Source organism: Pseudoduganella sp. LjRoot289 (genome assembly GCF_964252925.1).
Classification (GTDB): domain Bacteria; phylum Pseudomonadota; class Gammaproteobacteria; order Burkholderiales; family Burkholderiaceae_D; genus Rugamonas.
Genome location: NZ_CAXUPN020000001.1, coordinates 4,297,508 through 4,319,770, shown reverse-complemented (window position 1 = coordinate 4,319,770; position 22,263 = coordinate 4,297,508). Strand labels below are relative to the sequence as shown.

The following is a 22,263-nucleotide window of genomic DNA, read 5'->3' as shown; positions in this document are numbered from 1 at the left end:
GCCTGCACGGGGCAACGAAGTGATCAGTGCGTTCAAGCCGGGAAGCGGCGCCGCCCGGCCGGCGCCGGCTGCGGCCAGGCACGAGGGGCGGGAAACGTACTGATGACGGGACCGGTATCGCATCGTCCCGCGGCAGGGGCGTTCCCGCAAGCATTCCCGCAGGAGCTTGAGCAACTGGTGGCGGCGCGCACCGCCGGCCTGCTGGAGACCTTCCGCACGCTGGTGGAAAACTCGCCCGGCACGCTCGCCCGCTACGAACATTACCGAAATCGACCGGCTATTCGGCGCTGAGCCATCTGACCCGTTTTGTTCGGCAAGCCCATGCCATGGGCGGGTTTGAAGCCATGCTGGTGGCGGGCGAGTGTTAATTTCCGCTTCCCAAGCGACATACATTATACTTTTGAGCAATAATGCGGATGAAAGATCTGTGAGAGATTGAATCCGACGAAAGTAACTTTGGCACCTATGATTCGAGTTTTGATCGCGGATGGCCGCGCGATCGTGCGTTGCGGCTTGTTGCACCTGTTTAACCTGGCAGACAATGTCGAAGTGATGGGCGTCGCCACGCATGGCGGCCAGGTCATCGATTTTTTGCGCACCGGCGTGTGCGACCTGATCTTGCTCGATTTGTCGATGCCCGGCGTCAGCGGGATCGAGCTGATCCGGCGGATTCAAGCCCGCATGCCAAGCTTGCCGATGCTGGTGTTCGGCCGGCACGACAACCAGCGGCTCGCCCTCGGCGCCCTGAAGGCCGGCGCGGCCGGCTATGTGAGCAAGGACGTGGACCTGGAGACGCTGTTGGCCGCGGTGCACAAGGTCGCCGCCGGCGGGCGCCACATCGATGCCGGGCTGGCCGAGCAGATGGTGTTCGAAGGCGCGGCCGCTCAGATAGAGCAGCCGCATGAACAATTGTCGAAGCGCGAGATGAGCATCTTCAAGCTCTTCGTCGGCGGTAAAAGCGTGAACCAGATCGCCGACGAATTATCTATCAGCAACAAGACCGTGAGCACCCACAAAGCGCGCCTGATGGAAAAGATGGGCTTCCAGAGCAATATGGAAATGCTGCGCTATGGGATCGATCGCGGGCTGTTGAGTTAGGCGCGCGTGCCTGGCAATGGCCGCCGCATCAGGGCGGCCGGGCCGGCCGGATGCTGTTGCCTGGCGCGGCTAGCCCCGCCAGGGCGGTGCCGGCCTAGCGCTCCTCGATGATGGCCACGCCCCAGGGTTCGAGCTTGAGCAGCGCGCCCTGCGGCGCAGGCGCGTTGCTCAGCAGCGATACGCCGTCCTTGTTCGCGTAGCTGAGCTCGGCCGGGGCGGCGGAGTAGTTCAGGTAGTAATGCACGCGCTTGCCCAGCTGGTTGACGCCGCTCTTGCTGATCAGGGGGAAGCTCAGCGCGCTGTCGCGCGCCACGCCGGCCTTGCCGACCGCGTCGGCCAGTATGCCGGCGATCATGGCGTCCGAGGGCATGAAGCCGACGTAGGTGACCAGGCCCTTGCCGTAGTCGTTCTCGGTCAGTGCCGCATACTTGCCCCACGCCGCATGGTCGTAGCGCGCCAGCACCCGGGCGCTGCCCGGCGTGAGCAGCTCCATCCAGTTGCGCGCCTCGTTGTCCTTGCCGCTCACCGCGAACGCGTGGCCGGCCAGGGGCACGCCTTGCGGGATGGTGAACTGGTCGTAGCTGATGCCGGCCGCCTCGGCGATCAGTCCGGGCTGGCGGCCGTGGCGCACCTTGACGTTGTCGTCCGAGAAGCCGCTGCGGAAGGTGTACAGCACATGGCCGCCGTTGCGGGCGTAGGCGTTGAGCTTCTCGAGCAGGCTGTCGGAGGCCGCGTACAGCGCCGGCACGATGATCAGCTTGTAGCCGTCGAAGGCGCCGCTGCCGGGATCGAGCAGGTCCACGCCCACGTTCATATTGTACAAGCCGTCGTAGAAGGGGCGCAGGATGTCGTTGTATTTCAGGCCGTGCGGGAAATGGTTGAGCGCCGTCTGCGCCTCGTTGCTGAACAGGATGGCGGTCTGGTTCTCCTTGCGCAGGTTGACCAGGTGCGGGCCTATGCGGGCGAACTCGGCGCCGATCACCTTGGCCTCCAGGTAGGGCGGATTGGGTTCGAAGTCGTGGCTCAGCAAGCCCTTCCAGTAGGTCTCGGCAGAATTGTGGATCGAGTGCCAGTGCCAGTACGACACCATGCTGGCGCCCGAGGCCAGGTGGCTGTAGGCTTGCAGCCGCAACTGGCCGGGGTAGGGCGTCCAGTCCGGGAAGCCCTGCGCCTGCGTCTCCATGACGAGGTAGTTCTTGCCGGCCTTCATGGAGCGCGCCAGGTCGCCGCCGAAGGAGATTTCCAGGCCGGTCAGCTTGTCCTGCGTCGGGTGGTAGATGTCCACGCCGGCCACGTCCAGCGCGGCGGCGGCCGCGAAATGGTCGACCTCGGTCTGGATGCCGTGGCTGTGGCCTTTCCAGTCCAGGTCGAAGTTCTGCGTGATGAACTGGCCGGGGCGCTTGTACTCGCGCACGATGCGCGCCTGCCAGGCCAGGTAGTCCGTCACCAGGCGGCGCTGGAATTTCGCGAACTCGGCCGACAGGCTGGCGTTGATGCTGCCATCGGTGGAGGGGAAATCCTCCCAGCGGTTGATGCGGTTGCTCCAGTAGTTCAGGCCGAAGGCGTCGTTGAGCGCGTCCAAGGTGCCGTACTTCTGCTTGCAGTAGGCCACGAACTGCTGTTGCACATTGGGGCCGGAGGTGTTGTAGGGCTTGGTTTCATTGTCGACCTGGTAGCCGATGATGGCCGGATGGTCCTTCACGTGCGCCAGCATCTTGCGGATGGCGCGCTCGGCGGCCCGCCTGAAGTGCGGGTTGGTGATGTCCATGTTCTGGCGCGGCCCGTACTTGGCGCGGCCGGCCGGCGTGGTGACCAGGATGTCCGGATGCTGCCTGGCCAGCCAGGTCGGGATGGCATAGGTGGGCGTGCCGACGATGACGCCGATGCCGGCCCCGTGCATCGCCGCCAGCACGCGGTCCAGGTGGGAAAAGTCGAACACGCCTTCGCGGGTCTCCATCGTGCCCCAGGTCGATTCGCCGATGCGCACCACGTTGATGCCGGCCGCCTTCATCATGGCGACATCCTTGGCCAGGCGCTCGACCGGCATGTATTCGTCGTAGTAGGCGGCGCCGAACAGCAAGTGGTCGGTCGCGTTCTGCGCCAGCGCGGGGACGGCGGCGGCCAGGGAGAGCAGGAGGGCGAGCAGCTTCATGTTGCCTTTTTTTCTATTCCGATCCGAGCATTATCCGAGTCCCGGGCGAATTAAGCAAATAGCGATTTTTCGGGGATTGATATCGATAACTATATGGGGCACCATGGCCGGAGGCATGGTTTCATGCCGCTAGTCAATACTTTGCCTGCATCCATGCAAATATTGCATATGCGTATGTGGCTGCAAGGGCATCTGGGATGATGTATTTGCCGGGGTGGGCCTGGCGCGGTCGTCTGTCTAACAGGGAGCGGATCATGCTTGGCTTGGCGAATATGAAAATCGGAGGACGGCTGGCACTGGGTTTCGGTGTCATACTGCTGTGTGCGCTGGCCCTGTTGGGGCTGGGACTATGGCGGATGAGCCAAATGCAGACACTGACCGACGCCATCGTCAATGACAAGGTGGCAAGCTTGAACCACGCCACCGGCATGCGCGAGACCGGCGGCTCGCTGGCGCTCACGCTGCGCAAGCTGAGCGCGCCGACCGACACGGCGGAGGCGGCGCTGGAAAGCGGGCGTATGGCGGCCACGCTGGGCAGTTATGCGCGCTCGCTCGACAGCCTGCAGAAACTGCCTGCCGTGCCGCAGGGCCGGCAGCTGCTGGAGCAGGTGGTCGCGCGGCAGGCGGTGGTGTTTCCGCTGTTGCGCAAGTTCCAGGGCTACGTCACGGCCGGCAATTACTTCGACGCTTCGCTGCTGCTGAAGGACCTGGCCGGCCCGCACGAACAGTGGATGGTGGCGCTGGCGGCATTGGCCGAGCACCAGATGGCGGCGATGAAGGCCTCGGCCGAGGCTTCGCGCCAGCACTACGAGGCCGCCAGGACGGGCATGCTCGCCATCGGCCTGCTGGCCGCCGCGCTGGGCATGGTCACCGCCTGGGGCATCACCCGCAGCATCACGGTGCCGCTGCGGCGTGCCGGCAACATCGCCGACGCCATCGCCCAGGGCGACCTGACGCAGGACATCGCCGAGGGGGGCGACGACGAGGCCGGGCGGCTGGTGCGCTCGCTGCGGCTGATGCAGCGCCAGCTGGTCGACGCGGTGCGCCAGATCAAGGAGGGCAGCGAGACCATCGCGCTGGCCTCGGAGGAAATCGCGGCCGGCAACGCCGACCTGGCGGTGCGCACCGCGTCCCAGGCCAGCGCGCTGGAGGCCGCCGCCGGATCGATGGCGCGCCTGAGCGGCACGGTCAGCGAGAACGCCAGCCACGCCGGGCGCGCCAACCACCTGGTGCAGGGCGCCTCGGCGGTCGCGCTCAAGGGCGGCGCGGTGGTGTCGGAAGTGATCGCCACCATGAGTTCGATCAAGGATTGCTCGCGCCGCATCGCCGACATCATCGGCGTCATCGACGGCATCGCTTTCCAGACCAATATCCTGGCGCTGAACGCGGCCGTCGAGGCGGCGCGCGCCGGCGAGCAGGGCAGGGGCTTCGCGGTGGTGGCGAGCGAAGTGCGCAACCTGGCGCAGCGCTCGGCCGGCGCGGCCAAGGAGATCAAGGCGCTGATCGGCGACTCGGTCGGCAAGGTTGACCAGGGCAGCCGTTTGGTGGATGATGCGGGCCATGCGATGGACGATATTGTCGGCGCGGTACAGTCGGTGGCCGACATCATGCGCGACATCTCGGCGGCCAGCGCGCAGCAGAGTGGCGGCATCGGCGAGATCAGCCAGGTGGTGAACCGGATCGACGGCATGACGCAGCAGAATGCGGCCCTGGTTGAACAGGCGGCGGCCGCGGCCGGCAGCCTGCAGCACCAGGCCCAGGCGCTGGCGCGGGCGGTCTGCATCTTCCGGCTGGTCCCAGGTACGGCAGCACCGGCGCTGGCCGGCATTCATTGACGTTCGCGGAACCATCATGAAATTGAAGACCTTACTCCCGGTATGCGCTGTGCTGGCGTCGCTGTCGCAGCAGGCTGCGGCGCAGGAATCGCCGACCCTGAGGAAAATCGCGGAAACGGGCATCGTCACGCTCGGCTTCCGCGACAAGTCCATCCCCTTCTCCTACCTCGACCGGCAGCGGCCGGTCGGTTATTCGATCGACATCTGCCTGCGCGTGGTGGAGGCGGTCAGGACCAGGCTGAAGCAGCCGGACGTGGAGGTGCTGTTCCGGCCGGCGAATTCGGCCAACCGCATGGCGCTGGTGGCCAACGGCATCGTCGACCTGGAATGCGGCAGCACCACCAACACGCTGGACCGGCAGAAGTCGGTGGCGTTCTCGGTCACCACCTTCGTGGCCGCCAACAGCCTGGTGTCGAAAAGGGCCAGCGGTTTCCAGAGCCTGGTGCAGCTCAAGGGGCAGACCGTGGTGTCGACCGCCGGCGGCACGCCGATCAAGGGCCTGCTGGAACTGAACCGCTCGCTCGGGCTGGACCTGCGCATCATCGCGGGCAAGGACAACGCCGAATCGTTCGACCTGCTCGAGACCGACCGCGCCGTCGCGTTCGCGATGGACGACGCCTTGCTCTATGGCCTGGTGGCCGATGCCCGCCATCCGCAAGACTATGTGATCTACGGCGGCGACCTGTCGGTGGAACCGTACGGCATCGTGCTGCGCAAGGACGACCCGGTGTTCAAGAAAGTGGTCGACGACGCCATCATCGACATGTACCGCACGGGCGCCATCGCTCAGCTGTACCGCAAATGGTTCCTGGCGCCGATACCGCCCAAGCAGGTGACCCTCAACCTGGCGATGAGCCCGGCGTTGAAGAAACTGCTGTCCGCACCCACCGACGCGGCCGACCCGGCAGCCTACCGCTGACGCGCGAGGGCCGGGCTGGGGCGGGCGCCAGGCGCCGGCGCCTGGCCGCCGGCCTGCGCCTCTCCGGCTAGGCCTGCGGGGTGCCGGCCGGCCGGTACTCCTCGATCGCGATGCCGTGCCGGTGCAGCTTGTCGTACAGCGTCTTTTTCCCGATGCCGAGCGCGTCGCACACCGGCAGCGGACGTCCCTGGTGCTGTTTCAAGGTCTGCTCGATCAGCGATTTCTCTATCATGTCCATTTGCTGCGCCAGCGTGGCCGGCGCGGCTGCGGCGGCGGCAGGGCCGCTGTCCTGCGCGCCCGGCAGTCCCAGCACGCAGCGGTCGGCCGCGTTGCGCAGCTCGCGCACATTGCCCGGCCAGTCCTTGGCCATCAGGGCGCGCATCGTGTGGCCCTGCAGCACCGGCGCGTCGCGGCCGTAGCGCGTGGCCGCCTGCAGCAGGAAGTGCTCGAACAGGATGGGGATGTCTTCGCGGCGCTCGCGCAGCGGCGGCAGCTCCAGCGTGGCGACATTGAGCCGGTAATACAGGTCGCTGCGGAACTTCTGCTGCGCGCTCAGTTCCAGCAGGTCGCACTTGGTGGCCGCCACGATGCGCACGTCGACCGGCACCTGCTCGTTCGAACCCAGGCGCTCGATCTTGCGCTCCTGCAGCGCCCGCAGCAGCTTGACCTGGAAGCCCATCGGCATGCTTTCGATCTCGTCGAGCAGCAGCGTGCCGCCGTGGGCATGCTCGATCTTGCCGATGCGGCGCTTGCTGGCGTTGGTGAAGGCCCCGGCCACGTGGCCGAAAATCTCGCTCTCGAACAGGTTCTCGGGCAGGCCGCCGCAATTGATGGCCACGAAATTGGCCTGCTTGCGCACGCTGTGGTCGTGCAGGCAGCGCGCCACCACTTCCTTGCCGGTGCCGGTCTCGCCGAACACGAGCACGTCGGCCGAGGTGTCGGCCAGGTTGAGGATCTGGCGCTGCACCTCGCGTATCGCCGGCGAGTTGCCCAGCAGCGTGGATTCGATGCCGCCCTGGTGTTGCAGGCGGCGGCGCAGCGTGCCGACCTCGATGCGCAGCGCGCTCTTTTCCATGGCCCGGCCGGCCACCGTGACCAGGCGCTCCATGGCGAACGGTTTTTCGATGAAGTCGTAGGCGCCGCAGCGCATCGCCTGCACCGCCATCGACACGTCGCCATGGCCGGTGACCATGATCAGGGGGATGGTCGCGTCGACCGCGCAGACCCGCTCGAGCAGGGCGAAGCCGTCCATGCCGGGCAGCCGCACGTCGCTGATGACGATGCCGGCGAAGCCGGGGCCGATGTGCGGCAAGGCCTGTTCGGCGGACTCGAAGGGCGCGACCGCGAAGCCGGCCAGTTCCAGCGTTTCGGCGACGCTGCTGCGCACCGCCGGCTCGTCCTCGACAAATACGATTTTGAATCCGTCAAACATGGCTGCTTTCCTCTGAAAGATTGAGTTCGAACTCGAAGGCGGCACCGCCCTCGGTGTTGAAGGCGCGCAGGGTGCCGCCGAATTCGCGCACCAGGTCGGCGGAGATCGCCAGGCCCAGGCCCAGCCCCTGGCCGGCCGGCTTGGTGCTGAAGAAGGGTTCGTACAGGCGTTCGAAGACTGCCTCCGGTATCCCGGCGCCGGTGTCGGCGACCCGTATCCAGGCCTTGCCTTCGGCGCGCCAGACGCGCAGCGACAGCGTGCGCACCGGCGCGTCCTGCATGGCGTCGACCGCGTTGGCGCACAGATTGATCAGGACCTGCTCCAGCCGGCCGCCGTCGCACAGCGCCCGCAGCGGCTCGGCGATGTCGACGTGCAGTGTGATGCGCGCGGTGCGGATGCGGTTTTCCAGCAGCAGCAGCGTGTTGTCGACCGCGTTCGCCAGCGGGAAGGATCCCAGCGTCAGCGGCGCCTTGCGCGAGAAGGACTTCAATTGCTCGGTGAGCTTGCCCATGCGCTCGGTCAGGTCGGTGATCGACTGCAGATTGCGTTCGACCCGGCCCGCCTCGCCGCGCTTGAGCAGCAGCTGGGTGTTGAAGGACAGCGCGCGCAATGCCGTCAGCGGCTGGCTGATCTCGTGCGTGATACCGGCCGACATCTGCCCCAGCAGCGCCAGCTTGCTGGCATGGACCAGTTCATCCTGCGAGGCGCGCAGCACCTGCTCGGCGTGCTGCCGCTCGCGCACTTCGCGCACCAGTTCCTGGTTGGTTTCGTGCAGCTCGGCGGTGCGCTGCGCGATGCGCTGCTCCAGCTCGTCGTGCGCCTGCTGCAGCGCGGCGCGCGCGCGCAGGCTGCCCGCGATGGTGCGCCGGCGCAGCGCCAGATACATGCCGAGCAGGCCGGCGAAGGCCATCAGGACGGCGGCGCCGATCGCGTTCTGCAAGGCGTCCAGCGCCACCGGGGTGGCGCTGGTGAGTGTCACCAGGCGCCAGCCCTGGCGCGACAGGAAGCGGCTCTGCGCCGCGTATTTGGTGCGCGGCGCGGCCGGATTCAGGCCCGGCCAGCGGATGATCTCGTTGCCGTAGGCGGTGATCTCCTCGACCGTCATGCTGTCCGCGGCCGCCTGCCCGCTGCGCACCTCGCTCGCCGTGCGCGGTGGCGGGAGCACGCGGGTGCCGGCGCTGCCGGTGTCGAGCAGCGAGGTGAGCTTGCTGATTTTGCGGTTGTGCCACTCGGGGGATGGGGCGATGACCACGACGCCGTCCTCGTCGAGCACCAGGAAGGTGCCGTGGTTCGATTGCGTGGCCAGCGCGATCCAGGTCGATTCGATCGGCTCCAGGCTGATCTTGACCACGGCGACGCCGGCCACCACGCCATTTTGGCGGACCGGCTGGGCGAAGTAGTACTCGGGCGCGTCGCGCGCGGCGCTGCGGGAAAAATAGCGCGCCTGTCCGCCCTTGATGGCGTCGGAAAAATAAGGCAGGGCCGAATAGTCCTGGCCGACCAGGCTGCCCGGCTGATACCAGTTGCTGGCGGCGCGCACCACGCCGGCCCGGTCCGTGACAAAGATGGCGAGCGTGCCGGCGCGCACGTTCTGGCTGCCCAGCTTCTTGCTGGCTATTTCACCCAGGCGCGGGTCGGCCGGCGCCCTTAATAGCGCTTGCACGTCGTTGTCGAAACCGACGATGCCGGGCAGGTATTCATGCTTGCCCAGTTCACTTTCCAGCGTGGCTGCATAAAGGTCCAGTTTATGGGCGAGCGCGCCATTGAGCTGTTCATAGCCGTAACGCTCGCTCCAGGAATATGCGAATACAACGCCAACGGCGCCCGCCGCCAATATGCCTATCCATACGACGATCCAAAATATGGATCGGTATTCTTTAACTTTTAGATTGATGCGCAATTAAAGCCTCGGCAATGCGGAAGATGGTGTGGCAGAGGCCAACTATACCTTGGCCGCCCCGATCGCACCACCATTTTTCAGCGCTTTCCCCGCCTTTCGATGGCCCCGGCCGATAGGCGCCGCGCCCCCCTTCCCGGCGGCGTATCGATTTCGATACTGGCTATCCGCCTGTCGTGTGGATCTCCACACTGCCATGCTGCTGCGGGCCGCTTAAAAAACTATAAAGATCAATGGAATCAAAGAGTTGTGGTTCATATGCGGAAAAGTCTCTTGCTGGCACGCAATGTGCTGAAGGAATAGGGCGGGACGAAACGATGTCAATGAATATGAACCCGGTGCTGGAGATCTTATGGACACGAAATGGGTGGAAGACTTTATTTGCTTGGCCGATACACGCAGTTTCTCGCGTTCGGCCAGTGTGCGGCACACCAGCCAGTCGGCGTTCAGCCGGCGGATTCAATCGCTTGAAATATGGTTGGGAACGGAATTGGTGGACCGCAGCAGCACGCCACCATCGCTTACTCCAGCGGGACGCCAATTCCACGGTGTTGCCGTCGATCTCGTAAAACAGATTAACCAGGTAAGAAAAAGTCTGAGGCATCAGTAAAGTTGCGGCATCAATAAATCTGCCAGAGCCGCGTGTATATATTCACTTATTTCTTTACGGTCGAGGCGGGTCTTGAATAAGACTGACCGGAATAGCGCATACGCGTTGTTTCGCCAATAAGTGTAAATAAAACTATCAACTAGGAGAACAAATGAAAAAAGCTACTATCGCCATCGCCGCCTTCGGCCTGCTCGCCGGTTCCGCCATGGCGCAATCGAACGTCACCATTTACGGTGTGGCCGATGCCGGTTTTGTGCGTGAAACGGGCGGCGCCGCCGGCCACTTCAATGGCCTCGTCAGCGGCGTGGCTTCCGGCTCGCGCATCGGCTTCAAGGGCAAGGAAGACCTGGGCGGCGGCCTGTCGGCGCTGTTCGTGATCGAAAACGGCTTCAACATCGACACCGGCACCGCCGCGCAGGGCGGCCTGCTGTTCGGCCGCCAGGCCTACGTCGGCCTGGGCAGCCAGCAAGCGGGCACGGTCACCTTCGGCCGCCAGTACTCGCCTTACTACCGCGCCATGCGCGACGTGGCCGACCCCTTCGTCGCCGGCTGGGCTGGCCGCGCCGGCAACATCATGGTGGCCAACACCCGTGTCAACAACATGGTGCAATACGCCTCGCCGAACCTGAGCGGCTTTGTCGCCGAGGCGGCGCTGGGCTTCGGCGAAGTGGCGGGCGACTCGGCCAAGAACCGCGTCTACAGCACGTCGCTGTCCTACATCCAGGGTCCGCTGGTGGTGGCGCTGGCCTGGCACCAGGCGCAGAACGCGACCGCGACCGACCATAGCGCCAACACGCTGCTGACGGCGAAGTACCGCGCCAGCTTCGCCGAAGGCAACATCGGCTACGCCAAGAACCGTGCGCTGGGCGGCATCGACAGCACCGACGTGCTGCTGGGCGTGACGGTGCCGTTCGGCGCCGCCAGCAAGGTGTTCGGCTCGGTCATCCGCCGCAACGACGAATCGAAGGCCAACAAGGACGCCACCCAGTGGGCGGTGGGCTACACCTACGCGTTGTCCAAGCGCACCGACCTGTACGCCGCCTACGCGCGCATTTCGAACCGCAACGGCGCCACCTTCAAGGTCGGCAACGCGACCGAAGACGGCACCGGCAACACCGGCCTGAACCTGGGCGTCCGCCACACCTTCTAAGCGCCGCAGCCGGACACCACGGCACGCATGTCAACCTGGACGGGACCGGCCTGAGGCCGGCTCCTTCCTCCCCCGGCCCGTCCGGGATTACCTGGAGTACATCAGATGACTAAATCGACTTTCGCAGTGGCGCTGAGCAGCGTCGCCCTCTTCAGCGCAGTGGCCCTGGGCGGCAACGTCCAGGCGCAGGAAGCGACCGGCACGCTGGCCAAGATCAAGAAGAACGGCAGCATCACCCTGGGCGTGCGTGACGGCTCCATCCCGTTTTCCTACCTGGACGACCAGCAGCAGTACCAGGGCTACTCGATCGACCTGTGCATGAAGGTGGTCGCGTCGCTGCAGAAGCAGCTGGGCCTGAGCGAACTGAAAGTGGTCATGAACCCGGTCACCTCGGCCAACCGCATCCCGCTGATGGCCAACGGCACCATCGACCTGGAGTGCGGCTCGACCACCAACAACATGGAGCGCCAGCAGCAGGTGGCTTTCGCGCCCACCATGTTCGTGATCGCCAACCGCCTGCTGGCCAAGAAGTCGTCCAACATCAAGACGCTGGCCGACATGAAGGGCAAGACCCTGGTCGCCACCGCCGGCACGTCGACCCTGAAGCAGATGACGATACTGAACAATGAACAGAACCTGGGCATGACCATCCTGGTCGGCAAGGACCACCCCGAGTCCTTCCTGATGGTGGAAACCGGGCGCGCCGTGGCCGAGGCCAACGACGACATCCTGCTGGCCTCGCAGCGCGCCAACGCCAAGGCGCCCGGCGACTACGACATCACCACCGAGGCGCTGTCGGTCGAGCCCTACGGCATCATGATGCGCAAGGACGACCCGGCCTTCAAGAAGGCGGTCGACGAGGCCCTGGTGCGCTTCTACAAGTCGCGCGAGGACATCCAGCGCCTGTACCACAAGTGGTTCATGTCGCCGATCCCGCCGAAGGGCATCAACCTGCGCTTCCCGATGCCGCCGCAGCTTGAGGCAGCGCTGGCCAAGCCGACCGACTCCGGCAACCCGGCCGACTACGCGGCTGTCCCAGAGGCGCAGAAGGCCGCCTCCAAGAAAAAATAATAACGCACAGCGGCTCGCGCGGGGCCGCAACTGGGCGGCGCAGGAATCGCCTTCGGCGGCCCTGCGCTTCCGCCCATGGCTCACTTTGGAGGGAATACTATGAATTACCACTGGAACTGGCACATTTTCTGGGACATCGCCCCCGATGGTTCCGGCACCTATCTGGATACCTTATGGTCCGGCCTGGCCTGGACGCTGGCGACCTCGCTGACGGCCTGGCTGATGGCGCTGGCGCTGGGCTTCGCGATCGGCACGGTCCGCACCTTGCCGAACCCGTGGGCGGTGCGCCTCGCCAACGGCTACGTCGAACTGTTCCGCAACATACCGCTGCTGGTGCAGATGTTCCTGTGGTACTTCGTGATGCCGGAAGTGCTGCCGCAGGCCTTGGGCGACGCCATCAAGGCGCTGCCGAACGCGCCCTTCGTCACGGCGGTGCTGTGCCTGGGCTTCTTCACCTCGTCGCGCGTGGCGGTGCAGGTGTCGGCCGGCATCGCCGCGCTGCCGCGCGGCCAGCGCATGGCCGGCACCGCGCTCGGCCTGACGCTGCCGCAGACCTACCGTTACGTGCTGCTGCCGATGGCGGGCCGCGTGATCCTGCCGCCGCTGACCAGCGAGTTCCTCAACATCGTCAAGAACAGCTCGGTGGCGCTGACCATCGGCCTGATGGAGCTGACGGCGCGCGCGCGCGGCATTCAGGAATTCAGCTTCCAGGTGTTCGAGGCATTTTCCGCCGCCACGCTGATCTACGTGGTGGTCAACATCGGCGTGGTGTTCCTGATGCACAGGATAGAGAAGCGGGTCGCCATCCCCGGTTTCATCGTCGCCGGCGGCGCTTCGGGAGGACACTGATATGGATTTCGATTTCGATGTAATTTCCCGGTCCTGGTTCTACCTGTTCCAGACCGGCATGGCGTTCACGCTGAAACTGACCGCGCTGGCCATGACCGGCGGCATCCTGGTCGGCACGCTGCTGGCGATGATGCGGCTGTCGCGCTACAAGGCGGTGTCGCTGTTCGCCACCGGCTACGTCAACCTGATCCGTTCGATCCCGCTGGTGCTGGTGATCTTCTGGTTCTACTTCCTGGTGCCCTACATCGCGGCCTGGGTCATCGGCGCGGCCGAACCGGTGCAGGTCGGCGCCTTCCAGTCGGCGCTGATCACCTTCATCATGTTCGAAGCGGCGTATTACTGCGAGATCATGCGCAGCGGCATACAGTCGATCCCGCGTGGCCAGGTCTGGGCCGCCAACGCGCTCGGCATGAACTACTGGCAAACCATGGCCAATGTGATCCTGCCGCAGGCCTTCCGCAACATGATACCGGTGCTGCTGACGCAGACCATCGTGCTGTTCCAGGACGTATCGCTGGTGTATGTGCTGTCCATCCCCGACTTCGTCGGCGCCGCCAGCAAGGTCGCCCAGCGCGACGGCCGCCTGGTGGAAATGTACAGCTTCGTGGCGCTGGTGTATTTCGTGCTGTGCCTTGCGCTGTCGGCATTGGTCAAACGCCTGCATCAGCGGGTCGCCATCATCCGCTAACCATCATCAGAGCGCATCAATTAGGGAGAGATAAAAAAATGATCGAATTAAAAGAAATCAGTAAGTGGTACGGCCAGTTCCAGGTGCTCACCGAGTGCAGCACCAAGGTGGGCAAGGGCGACGTGATGGTGATCTGCGGTCCGTCCGGCTCCGGCAAGTCGACCCTGATCAAGACCGTCAACGGCCTGGAGCCGTTCCAGAGCGGCGGCATCACGGTCGACGGCATGGAAGTGGGCGATCCGAAAACCAATTTGTCCAAGCTGCGCGCGCGCATCGGCATGGTGTTCCAGAACTTCGAACTGTTCCCGCACCTGACCATACGCGAGAACCTGACGCTGGGCCAGGTCAAGGTGCTGGGGCGCAGCCTGGACGAGGCCAACGCCAAGGGCTTGAAATACCTGGACCGGGTCGGCCTGCTGGCGCAGCAGGACAAGTTCCCCGGCCAGCTGTCGGGCGGCCAGCAGCAGCGCGTGGCGATCGCCCGCGCGCTGGCGATGGACCCGATCGCGATGCTGTTCGACGAGCCCACGTCGGCGCTGGACCCTGAAATGATCAACGAGGTGCTGGACGTGATGGTGGGCCTGGCGCAGGAGGGCATGACGATGATGGTGGTGACCCACGAGATGGGCTTCGCCAAGCGCGTGGCCAACCGCATCGTCTTCATGGACCGGGGCAGGGTGATCGAGGACTGCAGCAAGGACGCCTTCTTCGGCACCCAGCGCTCGGACCGCGCGCGCGACTTCCTGGCCAAGATCATCCATTAAGGGCAGGCGCAACGCGAACTGTGCAAGAGCGCGGACCGGTCAGCTGGCTGCTGCGACGATGTCGGTGATTTCCTACAGAGGCCCGGCCCGCCCTCCGATACAAGTGGGCCGGTGCGGCGCGCATGATCATGCTAGCTCCAATCTTGGGAGGATGGCTATCATGAACTCGAAGCAGAAGAACCAGGGGGAAGACAGCAAGCGGCAGATCGGGAAGGAGAAGACGGTACCGGTCGCCGCGGGGAGCCAGCAGGCAAGGGCGCCGGGCGCCGGGCCCGCCCACCGGGGCAGCGAGCAGTCCGCGGGACCGGGCGCGCCGGGCGGTAATCCGGGTTCGCTGCAAGGCGGGCCCGGTGGCCCGGGAATCGGCGAACGCGGCGGGGCCGGTGCCCAGCAAACCGGCTGGAGCGCCCGCCAGCAGGCGCAGCGCATGAAGGAAGATAGCGAGCAAGGCCGTCTCGGCGAAGCCCTGCAGTCCGGTCGTGGCGGCATGGAACAAAGCCAGCGCGCGGGCTCGGAAGAATCGCCGGCCGGGCCGCCGGGATCCCTGCAGGCCGACCGGGGCCAGCGGCAAGGCAGCCCCGACGAGCCGGCCGCCGACTCCGGCAGTCGTCCGTCGAAACGCGGCGGTGCAACGTAAGCCAACCTTGAAAAACCTCCAGCGCGCAGCGGCCGAATAGCCGCTGTGCTCGACCACGACGACGAAGCAGGCCAGATCGGCCAAGTTGCTCATCATGGTTCCGAATGCTGCGCCAGCTTGAAGAGGGTGAGCCCTCAATCGCGCAGCGCGGCGGCCAGGGCTGCAACGCGAGCGGTATCCGCCTTCAGGGTTGCCGCCAGCGCCTTGCCGTAGCCGGCGTCGGCTTTATGGAAATAGGACAGCATGGTGTATAGCACTTTGTCGTCGCTCACCTGTCCCAGATCGCCGGCCAGGTTGCTGACCAGGTTGGACTGCTGCTGCTTGCTCAGCGCGCGGTAGAACTCGCCGGCCTGCGCAAAGTTGCGGGTGCGGGCGATGCCTTGCTGCTGGGTGGCGCCGGACAGCGGCAACTGGCTGTACTTGTGGCCGGCCTTGTCGGCCACCGCCGCCTGCGTGCTGGGCTGGTAGTTCACGCTGCCCTGGCGGGCGCCGGCGTTCTGGGCGCCATCCTGGTTATAGTTGACCGGCGCCGCCCGGGGACGGTTGATGGGAAGCTGCAGGCCGTTGGTGCCGATGCGGTGCAGCTGCGTGTCGGCGTAGGAGAACAGGCGGCCCTGCAGCAAACGGTCTTCCGACGGTTCGATGCCCGGCACCAGGTTGGACGGCGCCAGCGCCGACTGCTCGGTTTCGAGGAAGACATTGTCCGGATTGCGGTTCAGCGTCATGGTGCCGACCTTGGTCTCGGGCACGCCGTTCCAGATCTTGGTCGGATCCAGCGGGTCGTAGTCCAGCGTGGCCAGCTGTGCCGGCGCCATCACCTGTACATATAAATCCCATTTCGGGAAGTTGCCCTTGCCGATGGCCTCGACCAGGTCGCGCGTCATGTGGTTGAAGTCCTTGCCCTGGATGGCTTCGGCTTCCTTCGCGCTCAGGTTGCGTTCGCCCTGCAGGCTTTTCCAGTGGAACTTCACGTAGTTGTATCGGCCTGTGGCGTTCACGAATTTATAAGCGTGTACGCTGTTGCCGTCCATCTCGCGGTAGCTGGCGGGGGTGCCGAAATCGGAGTACACGCGGGTCAGCGTGTGGGTGCCTTCCGGATGGCTCGAGAAGAAGTCGAACACGCGCTTGTTGTCCTGGATATTGCTGTTCGGTGCGGGTTTGAAGGCGTGCACCATGTCCGGGAACTTCATCGCGTCGCGGATGAAGAACACGGGCAGGTTGTTGCCGACCAGGTCCCAGTTGCCTTCGCGGGTGTAGAACTTGGTGCCGAAGCCGCGCGGGTCGCGCAGGGTTTCCGGCGAGTGGTTGCCATGGACCACGCTGGAGAAGCGCACGAACACCGGCGTTTCCTCGCCCGGTGCGAAGACGGCGGCGCGCGTCAGTGCGGAGATGTCCTTGCTGGCGACAAACACGCCGTGCGCGCCGGTGCCGCGCGCGTGCACCACGCGTTCCGGAACGCGTTCGCGGTCGAAGCGCTGCAACTTCTGGATCAGGTGCACGTCTTGCAGCAAGACCGGGCCGTTCGGGCCGGCGGTCTGGGAATTCTGGTTGTCGCCCACCGGCGCGCCGTTGTCGCGGGTCAGGTCGGTGGTGGCTTGGCTGCTGGCAGCGGCAACGCCCAGGAAGATGAGCAAGGCGGCGGCAGCGCGTATATTCGGGGTCATATCGGTTCTCCTCTTGATTGGTGTGCAGGAGTCCACAATGTACTGCCCGGGAGTCTATAGATAAATTTAATTGTTTCTATTAAACCGATAGTACATTACTGTTTAATAACGATGTGTGGCAGGAAACGACGGTGCTGTGCTGCCCGCAGGGCTGGGATTGGTGCGCCGGTGCACTACGCTGTTGTGTGCCTGGATGAATTACCATTCGGTACGCGACATTTAACCGAAACAAAGCCAGCCCCCGACAGATGACCATACGCCCGTTCCAAGCTTTTCTACTCATGCTGGTCTGGCATCACATCGCTTGCGGCGCCACGACGGCTGCGACGCCGGCGGCGCGGCCATTACTTAGCGATTACACCCACACCGCCTGGACCGAGGTCGACGGCGCGCCGACCGGGGTGACCAAATTCGCGCAAGGACCGGATGGCTGGCTATGGATCGCCACGCCGGCCGGCCTGTACCGCTACGACGGCGTGCATTTCGAGCGCACCGACAAGGTCTACGGGCAGCCGCTTTATTCCAGCAATATCATGGCGCTGGCCAGCACGCCGGACGGCGCGGTCTGGGTCGGCTACCGTGTCGGCGGCGTGTCCGTGTTCAGGAAAGATGGCGCCCGCACCTATATGGAGGAAGGCGGATTGCAACCGGTCGGCGCCATGCATATCGAAGTGGCGCCCGACGGCGCGGTCTGGGCGGCGATGCGCGACGGCGTGGCGGTGCTGGCGCCGGGCGCCGGGCGCTTCCGCTACCTCGGGCCCGAGGCCGGGCTGCCGGCGCTGGGCGTGTTCCAGATCCTGTTCGCCCGCGACGGCACGACCTGGGCTGGCACCAACACCGGCGCCTATTTTCGCAAGCCGGGCCAAACCCGCTTCAGCCGCGCCTGGCCCCGCGTCGCGCTCGTTGCGCTGTGCGAGGCGCCGGACGGCACGATATGGGGCAACGATTTCGGACACAGCTACTACCGTGCCCGTTTGACGCCGCCGCCCGCCGGCGAGCCGGTGCAGCCCGAGCTCGAGGGCAAGAGCATGCGCTTCGACCGGCAGGGAACCATGTGGATGGTGCACGCCGACAGCTTCGAGCGCATCGCGGCGCCGGACAGTGCCGGCCTGCCGGAGCAGCGCTTGTCGAGCTCAAACGGTCTCAGCGGCCCGATGCTGGGCGCGACCTTCCAGGACAGGGAGGGCAATCTGTGGGTAGGGACGTCGCGCGGCATAGACCGCTTGCGGCCGAACCGCTTGCGCACCATGCCCGTCGTCAAGCCGCTCGAGTATCCGGCGCTGGTGGCCGGGCCGTCCGGCGAAGCCTGGGTGGGCGACTATGCCGGCGACCTGTGGAGCGCCGCTCCCGATGGGCGCATCCGGCGCGAAATGCCGGGGCGGCTGACGGCCAGCTACACGGCACCGGACGGCGTGGTGTGGATGGGCGGCATGGAAGGCCTGCAGCGGCGTGACCGCGACGGCAGCCAGACCTTGATACGCTATCCGGACGAAGTGACTGCGCTGCGTGTCCACGCCCTGCAACAGGACCGCGACGGCGCCATGTGGGTGTCGTTTTCCTCCGGCAAAGGTGTGTACAGCTTGGCCGATGGCCGCTGGACAAGGTCGGGCGGATTGCAGGGCATTTCCGATCTGCTGATCACCTCCATGGCCCGCGACGGCGACGGCGACCTGTGGATGGCGCACTTGCGCAGCCTGATCACCGTGGTCGGCGGCGGCGCGGTCCGCCAGCTGGGCCCCGTCCAAGGCCTGCAGCTGGGCACCATCCTGCACTTGTACGCCGACGGTAAGGCAATGTGGGCGGGAGGAGAGACCGGGGTCGCCCTGCACCGCAACGGCCGCTTCGCCGCCTTGCACGGCGAGCGCAACGAGCATTTCCGGGGCGTGTCCGGCATCGTCCGGCTGCCCGGCGGCGAGCTGTGGCTGCACGGTGCCGACGGCCTGTACCGCATCGCCGCCGCCGACCTGGAGCGGTGGCTGAAAGACGAGGGCAGCGCCGTGCCGTTCGAGCGCTTCAATGCGCTGGACGGCATGCAGGGCCGCGCGCCGCAGTTGCGGCCGGTGCCCTCGCTGCTGCGCTCGCGCGACGGCATGCTGTGGTACGCAACCACGGGTTCGGTCGGCAGCATCGATCCGGCCCATATCCCGCGCAATCGGCTGACGCCGCCGGTCGAGGTGCTGGGCGTGAGCGCCGGCGGCTTGCGCTATGCGGTGCCGCGTGGCGGTGTGCTCGGCCTGCCGCAGGGAACGCGCAATCTGCAGATCGACTTTACCGCGCTGAGCCTGTCGATCCCCGAGCGGGTGCGGCTGCGCTACCGGCTGGTCGGCCTGGACCATGGGTGGCAGGGGCCGGTGGAGCGGCGGCAAGCGTATTACACCAATCTGGCACCCGGCAAGTACCGCTTCGAAGTCATCGCCTCGAACGAGGATGATTTATGGAACACCGAGGGCGCGGCGCTGGAGCTGGATATTCCGCCGACGTTTGTGCAAAGCGGCTGGTTCAAACTGCTGCTGGCGGCGATCGGCTTGCTGCTGCTGTATGCCGCCTACGCATTGCGCATACGTTTCCTCACGCAGCGGATGCAGGAGCGCCTGCAGGAGCGCCTGGCGGAGCGCACGCGCATCGCGCGGACCATGCACGACACCCTGCTGCAAAGCGTGCAGGCGTTGCTGATGTCCTTCGATGTGCACAGCCGGAATCTGAAAGAAGGCACGCCGGAGCGCACGCGCCTGGACCAGACGCTCAATCTTGCCGAGCAATTGCTGGTCGAAGGACGGGACCAGATCATGGATCTGCGGGCGTCGGGCTCGCCGGAGGCGCTGGAGCTGACGCTGGAGCAGTTCGGCAAAGGGCTGGCGGAACACCGCGCGCATGCCTTTGCCGTCAAGGTCGTCGGTGCGACCAGGCCGTTGTGCGCGGATGTGCACGGGGAGGTCTACGCCATCGCGCGCGAAGCGCTGTTCAACGCATCGCGCTATTCGGATGCCACGCGCATCGAACTGGAACTGGAGTACAGCGCCAGCGCCTTCGTCTTGCGCGTGCGCGACAACGGCAAGGGACTGGACGAATCCGTCGCCGCCGTGGGCCACCGGCCCGGCCACTGGGGACTGGTGGGCATGCGCGAGCGCGCCAGGGGCATAGGCGCCGGCCTGGACATCGCCAGCAAACCGGGCGCCGGCACGGTCATCACGGTGACCGTGCCTGGCAGGCATCAGGACGCGGCTCAGTTCTTGTATACGCCGCAAGCGATGGTCAGGTCCTCATAGCGCTCCACGTACATCGCCTTCTTCTGGATTTCCTTGGTGATGGGGTCCGGCCATTTATATTCCTGCCAGCCGGAGCCCTTTTTCTTGGCGATGTCGATGCGCTCGCGCGTGATGAAGGTGCCGTCCGCGTCCTTCAGGTCGATGATGTTTTTGCCGGCCAGCTTAGGATTGTTCCCGTTCGCCAGATTCATCCCGTCCAGGGTGCCGACAGAAACGTAGAGGTCGCGGTCCTTGTAGTCGGGAGCCTGGTTCTGGATATCCTTGATGACCTTGTCCTTGCCGTACTTCTTCATGTCCGCCACGACTTTCTTGACCAGGGCCACCGCTTCCTCCGCCGTTCCCCTGTCCGCCGCCGGCGCCATGCCAGCCATGGCCAGAGCCATCAGGAACACGACCATCTTTAGAAAGAGCTTCATCTTTTGTCTCCCGGTTGACCGATCGGGATCTGGATGGTCCCGTCTTGTCCAAGAGTATTCCCTTTTTCGGCGCTTGCGAAGCCACTCGGCCGCGGTATTGTGGCCTTTCGGCTACGCGGCCCTGGGCAGCGCTATGGCGGGCTGGGCAGGGCGGTCAGCGCCTGCAGCAGATCCTGCAGCAAATCGTCGGCGTCCTCCAGCCCCACGTGCAGCCGGACCAGCCAGCCGTCGCGCGGGGCGCGCAAGGGCGCTACCGCGACCAGGCTGTGCACCGCCCCCCAGCTGTTTCCAAGCGGGAAAAGGCGCAGCGCGGCGACCAGTGCCTCGACCGCCGCCAGGCCGCGCCGGCGCAGCGTGAACGACAAGAGCCCGCTGCCCGATTTGAAGTCGCGCTGCCACAGCGCATGGCCCGGATCCGATGCCAGCGGCGGGTAATGCAAGCTGGCCAGCGCCGGATGCCCTTCCAGCGCGCGGGCTATTTTCAATGCCGAGGCGAAATGCCGTTCCAGCCGCAGCGCCAGTGTCGGCAGGCCCCGCAGCGCAAGAAAGCATTCGTCGCTGGAGACGTAGTAGCCCAGCAGCTCGGCGGTGTCGCGCAGCGCCTGGTAGCGCTGCGGATCGCGGGTGGTGACGGCGCCCATCAGCAGGTCCGAATGGCCGCCGACGTATTTGGTCAGTGCCTGGATCGAAAAATCCACGCCGTGGTCGAGCGGCCGGAAGCCGAGCGGCGTGGCCCAGGTGTTGTCCATCGCCACCAGCGCGCCGTGCGCGCGCGCCGCCGCGGCGATGGCCGGCACGTCCTGCATCTCCAGCGTGTTCGAGGCCGGAGCCTCGGTCCACACCAGCCGGGTGCGCGGCTCGAACAGGCGCGCGAAGTCCGCGCCCGCCTCGTCCCCGTACACCGAACAGCGCACGCCCCATTTGCCGAACAGCGTGCGCGTGACGTCCAGCGTGGGACCGTAGACGGCCGCAGGCAGCAGCACGTGATCGCCGGCCGACAGCACGCAGCTGCTGACCAGCGTGACGGCGGCCAGGCCGCTGGGGACCAGCACGGTCTGGCCGCCGCCCTCGAGCTGCGCCAGCTTGTCCGCCAGCGCGTAGTGGGTGGGCGTGCCGTTCTGGCCGTAGCTATAGCCGCTGCCGGCTTGCGCCTGGCGGTCCAGGAAGGAGGCGACGTCCGGGAACAGGATGGTCGACGCGTGGAAGACGCCCTGCGACAGCGAAGCAAAGCCGGGCGGAAGGTTCCCGGCCGGCTGCAGCAGTTCCGTGGCGATGCTGGTCATGGCCTCACTCCCGGCCGAAGCGCACCGCGCCGCTGTCGCACAGGCGGATGCCGCCGAAGCCGCGCCAAGTCGCGTGGTGGTGCTCGATGATGGCCGGCGCGGCCAGGTGGGCGCGGTCGCGCGTGGTGTGGGCATCCGTCGCGACCACGGTCTCCAGGCCGGCGCCGGCGGCGTGGCGCACATTGGTATCGATGCAGAATTCGGTCGCGTAGCCGCAGACCACCACGCGCCCTATGCCTTGCCCGTGCAGATGGTCGTGCAGGCCGGTGCCGAAGAAGGCGTTGCTGCGCGCTTTGGCACTGATGAAATCGCCTGCTTGCGGCGCGATCTCCGGCGGGAACTGCCAGCTTTCGCGGCCGGCTTCCCAGTCGCTGCCCGGTTCTTCGTGCTGGATGTAGACGACCGGCGCGCCGCTGGCGCGCGCGGCGGCGATCAGGCCGCGTATGCGTTCGAGCACGAGCACGGCTTGGTAGGCCGGCGGTTCAATGAACACGGCGTTTTGGAAATCGATCACGATCAGGGCGGTGCGCAT

18 protein-coding genes and 1 pseudogene are annotated in these 22,263 nt (G+C 65.7%); 12 read left to right on the top strand and 7 right to left on the bottom strand.

The features are described from left to right. Positions 1-102: 102 nt before the first annotated feature. Both ACSQ8Y_RS18430 and ACSQ8Y_RS18425 read left to right on the top strand, forming a co-directional pair. Positions 103-291, top strand: a complete 189-nt coding sequence (locus ACSQ8Y_RS18430) for a hypothetical protein (protein WP_436267884.1) — start codon at positions 103-105, stop codon at positions 289-291. A 144-nt stretch (positions 292-435) separates the two neighbouring features. Beyond that, positions 436-1,098: a response regulator gene (locus ACSQ8Y_RS18425; protein ID WP_436267883.1), complete on the top strand. Its 663-nt coding sequence runs from the start codon at positions 436-438 to the stop codon at positions 1,096-1,098. Between the two features lie 94 nt (positions 1,099-1,192). Here the strand turns inward: ACSQ8Y_RS18425 and ACSQ8Y_RS18420 are convergent, their stop codons facing one another. After that, positions 1,193-3,250: a beta-galactosidase gene (locus ACSQ8Y_RS18420; RefSeq protein ID WP_436267882.1), complete on the bottom strand. Its 2,058-nt coding sequence runs from the start codon at positions 3,248-3,250 to the stop codon at positions 1,193-1,195. Positions 3,251-3,504: 254 nt separating this feature from the next. Here ACSQ8Y_RS18420 and ACSQ8Y_RS18415 point away from each other — a divergent pair, with 254 nt between their 5' ends. Continuing rightward, positions 3,505-5,085 carry a methyl-accepting chemotaxis protein gene (locus ACSQ8Y_RS18415; protein ID WP_436267881.1) on the top strand — a complete coding sequence of 527 codons (1,581 nt, stop codon included), beginning with the start codon at positions 3,505-3,507 and terminating at the stop codon, positions 5,083-5,085. Positions 5,086-5,101: 16 nt separating this feature from the next. Further along, on the top strand, positions 5,102-6,004 hold the full coding sequence (locus ACSQ8Y_RS18410) for a transporter substrate-binding domain-containing protein (RefSeq protein WP_436267880.1): 903 nt from the start codon (positions 5,102-5,104) through the stop codon (positions 6,002-6,004). Between the two features lie 67 nt (positions 6,005-6,071). Here the strand turns inward: ACSQ8Y_RS18410 and ACSQ8Y_RS18405 are convergent, their stop codons facing one another. Next, entirely contained in the window at positions 6,072-7,436 is a 1,365-nt protein-coding gene (locus ACSQ8Y_RS18405) for a sigma-54-dependent transcriptional regulator (RefSeq protein WP_436267879.1), read from the bottom strand. Continuing rightward, positions 7,429-9,270, bottom strand: a complete 1,842-nt coding sequence (locus tag ACSQ8Y_RS18400) for a sensor histidine kinase (protein WP_436267878.1) — start codon at positions 9,268-9,270, stop codon at positions 7,429-7,431. Before ACSQ8Y_RS18400 ends, ACSQ8Y_RS18405 begins: the two co-directional genes overlap by 8 nt. 415 nt (positions 9,271-9,685) lie before the next feature. On the opposite strand from ACSQ8Y_RS18400, the pseudogene ACSQ8Y_RS18395 reads away from it, so the two are divergent. From ACSQ8Y_RS18395 to ACSQ8Y_RS18365, 7 genes and pseudogenes are all read left to right on the top strand, one after another. Then, positions 9,686-9,878: pseudogene (locus ACSQ8Y_RS18395) on the top strand (LysR family transcriptional regulator); the annotation flags it as partial. 216 nt (positions 9,879-10,094) lie between these two features. Beyond that, positions 10,095-11,093: a porin gene (locus tag ACSQ8Y_RS18390; RefSeq protein WP_436267877.1), complete on the top strand. Its 999-nt coding sequence runs from the start codon at positions 10,095-10,097 to the stop codon at positions 11,091-11,093. Between the two features lie 105 nt (positions 11,094-11,198). Next, positions 11,199-12,164 carry an amino acid ABC transporter substrate-binding protein gene (locus ACSQ8Y_RS18385; protein ID WP_436267876.1) on the top strand — a complete coding sequence of 322 codons (966 nt, stop codon included), beginning with the start codon at positions 11,199-11,201 and terminating at the stop codon, positions 12,162-12,164. Between the two features lie 99 nt (positions 12,165-12,263). Next, positions 12,264-13,013 carry an amino acid ABC transporter permease gene (locus tag ACSQ8Y_RS18380; protein WP_436267875.1) on the top strand — a complete coding sequence of 250 codons (750 nt, stop codon included), beginning with the start codon at positions 12,264-12,266 and terminating at the stop codon, positions 13,011-13,013. A gap of 1 nt (position 13,014) precedes the next feature. Then, positions 13,015-13,701: an amino acid ABC transporter permease gene (locus ACSQ8Y_RS18375; protein WP_436267874.1), complete on the top strand. Its 687-nt coding sequence runs from the start codon at positions 13,015-13,017 to the stop codon at positions 13,699-13,701. A gap of 38 nt (positions 13,702-13,739) precedes the next feature. Continuing rightward, positions 13,740-14,465 carry an amino acid ABC transporter ATP-binding protein gene (locus ACSQ8Y_RS18370; RefSeq protein ID WP_436267873.1) on the top strand — a complete coding sequence of 242 codons (726 nt, stop codon included), beginning with the start codon at positions 13,740-13,742 and terminating at the stop codon, positions 14,463-14,465. A 160-nt stretch (positions 14,466-14,625) separates the two neighbouring features. Then, positions 14,626-15,102, top strand: coding sequence for a hypothetical protein (locus ACSQ8Y_RS18365; RefSeq protein WP_436267872.1), 477 nt, complete (start codon positions 14,626-14,628; stop codon positions 15,100-15,102). Positions 15,103-15,236: 134 nt separating this feature from the next. On the opposite strand, the gene ACSQ8Y_RS18360 is transcribed toward ACSQ8Y_RS18365, so the two are convergent. Further along, positions 15,237-16,766, bottom strand: a complete 1,530-nt coding sequence (locus tag ACSQ8Y_RS18360; RefSeq protein WP_436267871.1) for a catalase — start codon at positions 16,764-16,766, stop codon at positions 15,237-15,239. 281 nt (positions 16,767-17,047) lie between these two features. Here ACSQ8Y_RS18360 and ACSQ8Y_RS18355 point away from each other — a divergent pair, with 281 nt between their 5' ends. Further along, on the top strand, positions 17,048-20,032 hold the full coding sequence (locus ACSQ8Y_RS18355) for a sensor histidine kinase (protein ID WP_436267870.1): 2,985 nt from the start codon (positions 17,048-17,050) through the stop codon (positions 20,030-20,032). Here the strand turns inward: ACSQ8Y_RS18355 and ACSQ8Y_RS18350 are convergent. From ACSQ8Y_RS18350 to ACSQ8Y_RS18340, 3 genes are all read right to left on the bottom strand, one after another. Continuing rightward, on the bottom strand, positions 19,990-20,448 hold the full coding sequence (locus ACSQ8Y_RS18350) for a cache domain-containing protein (RefSeq protein ID WP_436267869.1): 459 nt from the start codon (positions 20,446-20,448) through the stop codon (positions 19,990-19,992). The two genes, ACSQ8Y_RS18355 and ACSQ8Y_RS18350, sit on opposite strands and share 43 nt — an antisense overlap. A 131-nt stretch (positions 20,449-20,579) precedes the next feature. Further along, positions 20,580-21,731 carry a trans-sulfuration enzyme family protein gene (locus ACSQ8Y_RS18345; RefSeq protein WP_436267868.1) on the bottom strand — a complete coding sequence of 384 codons (1,152 nt, stop codon included), beginning with the start codon at positions 21,729-21,731 and terminating at the stop codon, positions 20,580-20,582. Between the two features lie 4 nt (positions 21,732-21,735). Then, on the bottom strand, positions 21,736-22,263 hold the full coding sequence (locus ACSQ8Y_RS18340) for a cysteine hydrolase family protein (protein ID WP_436267867.1): 528 nt from the start codon (positions 22,261-22,263) through the stop codon (positions 21,736-21,738).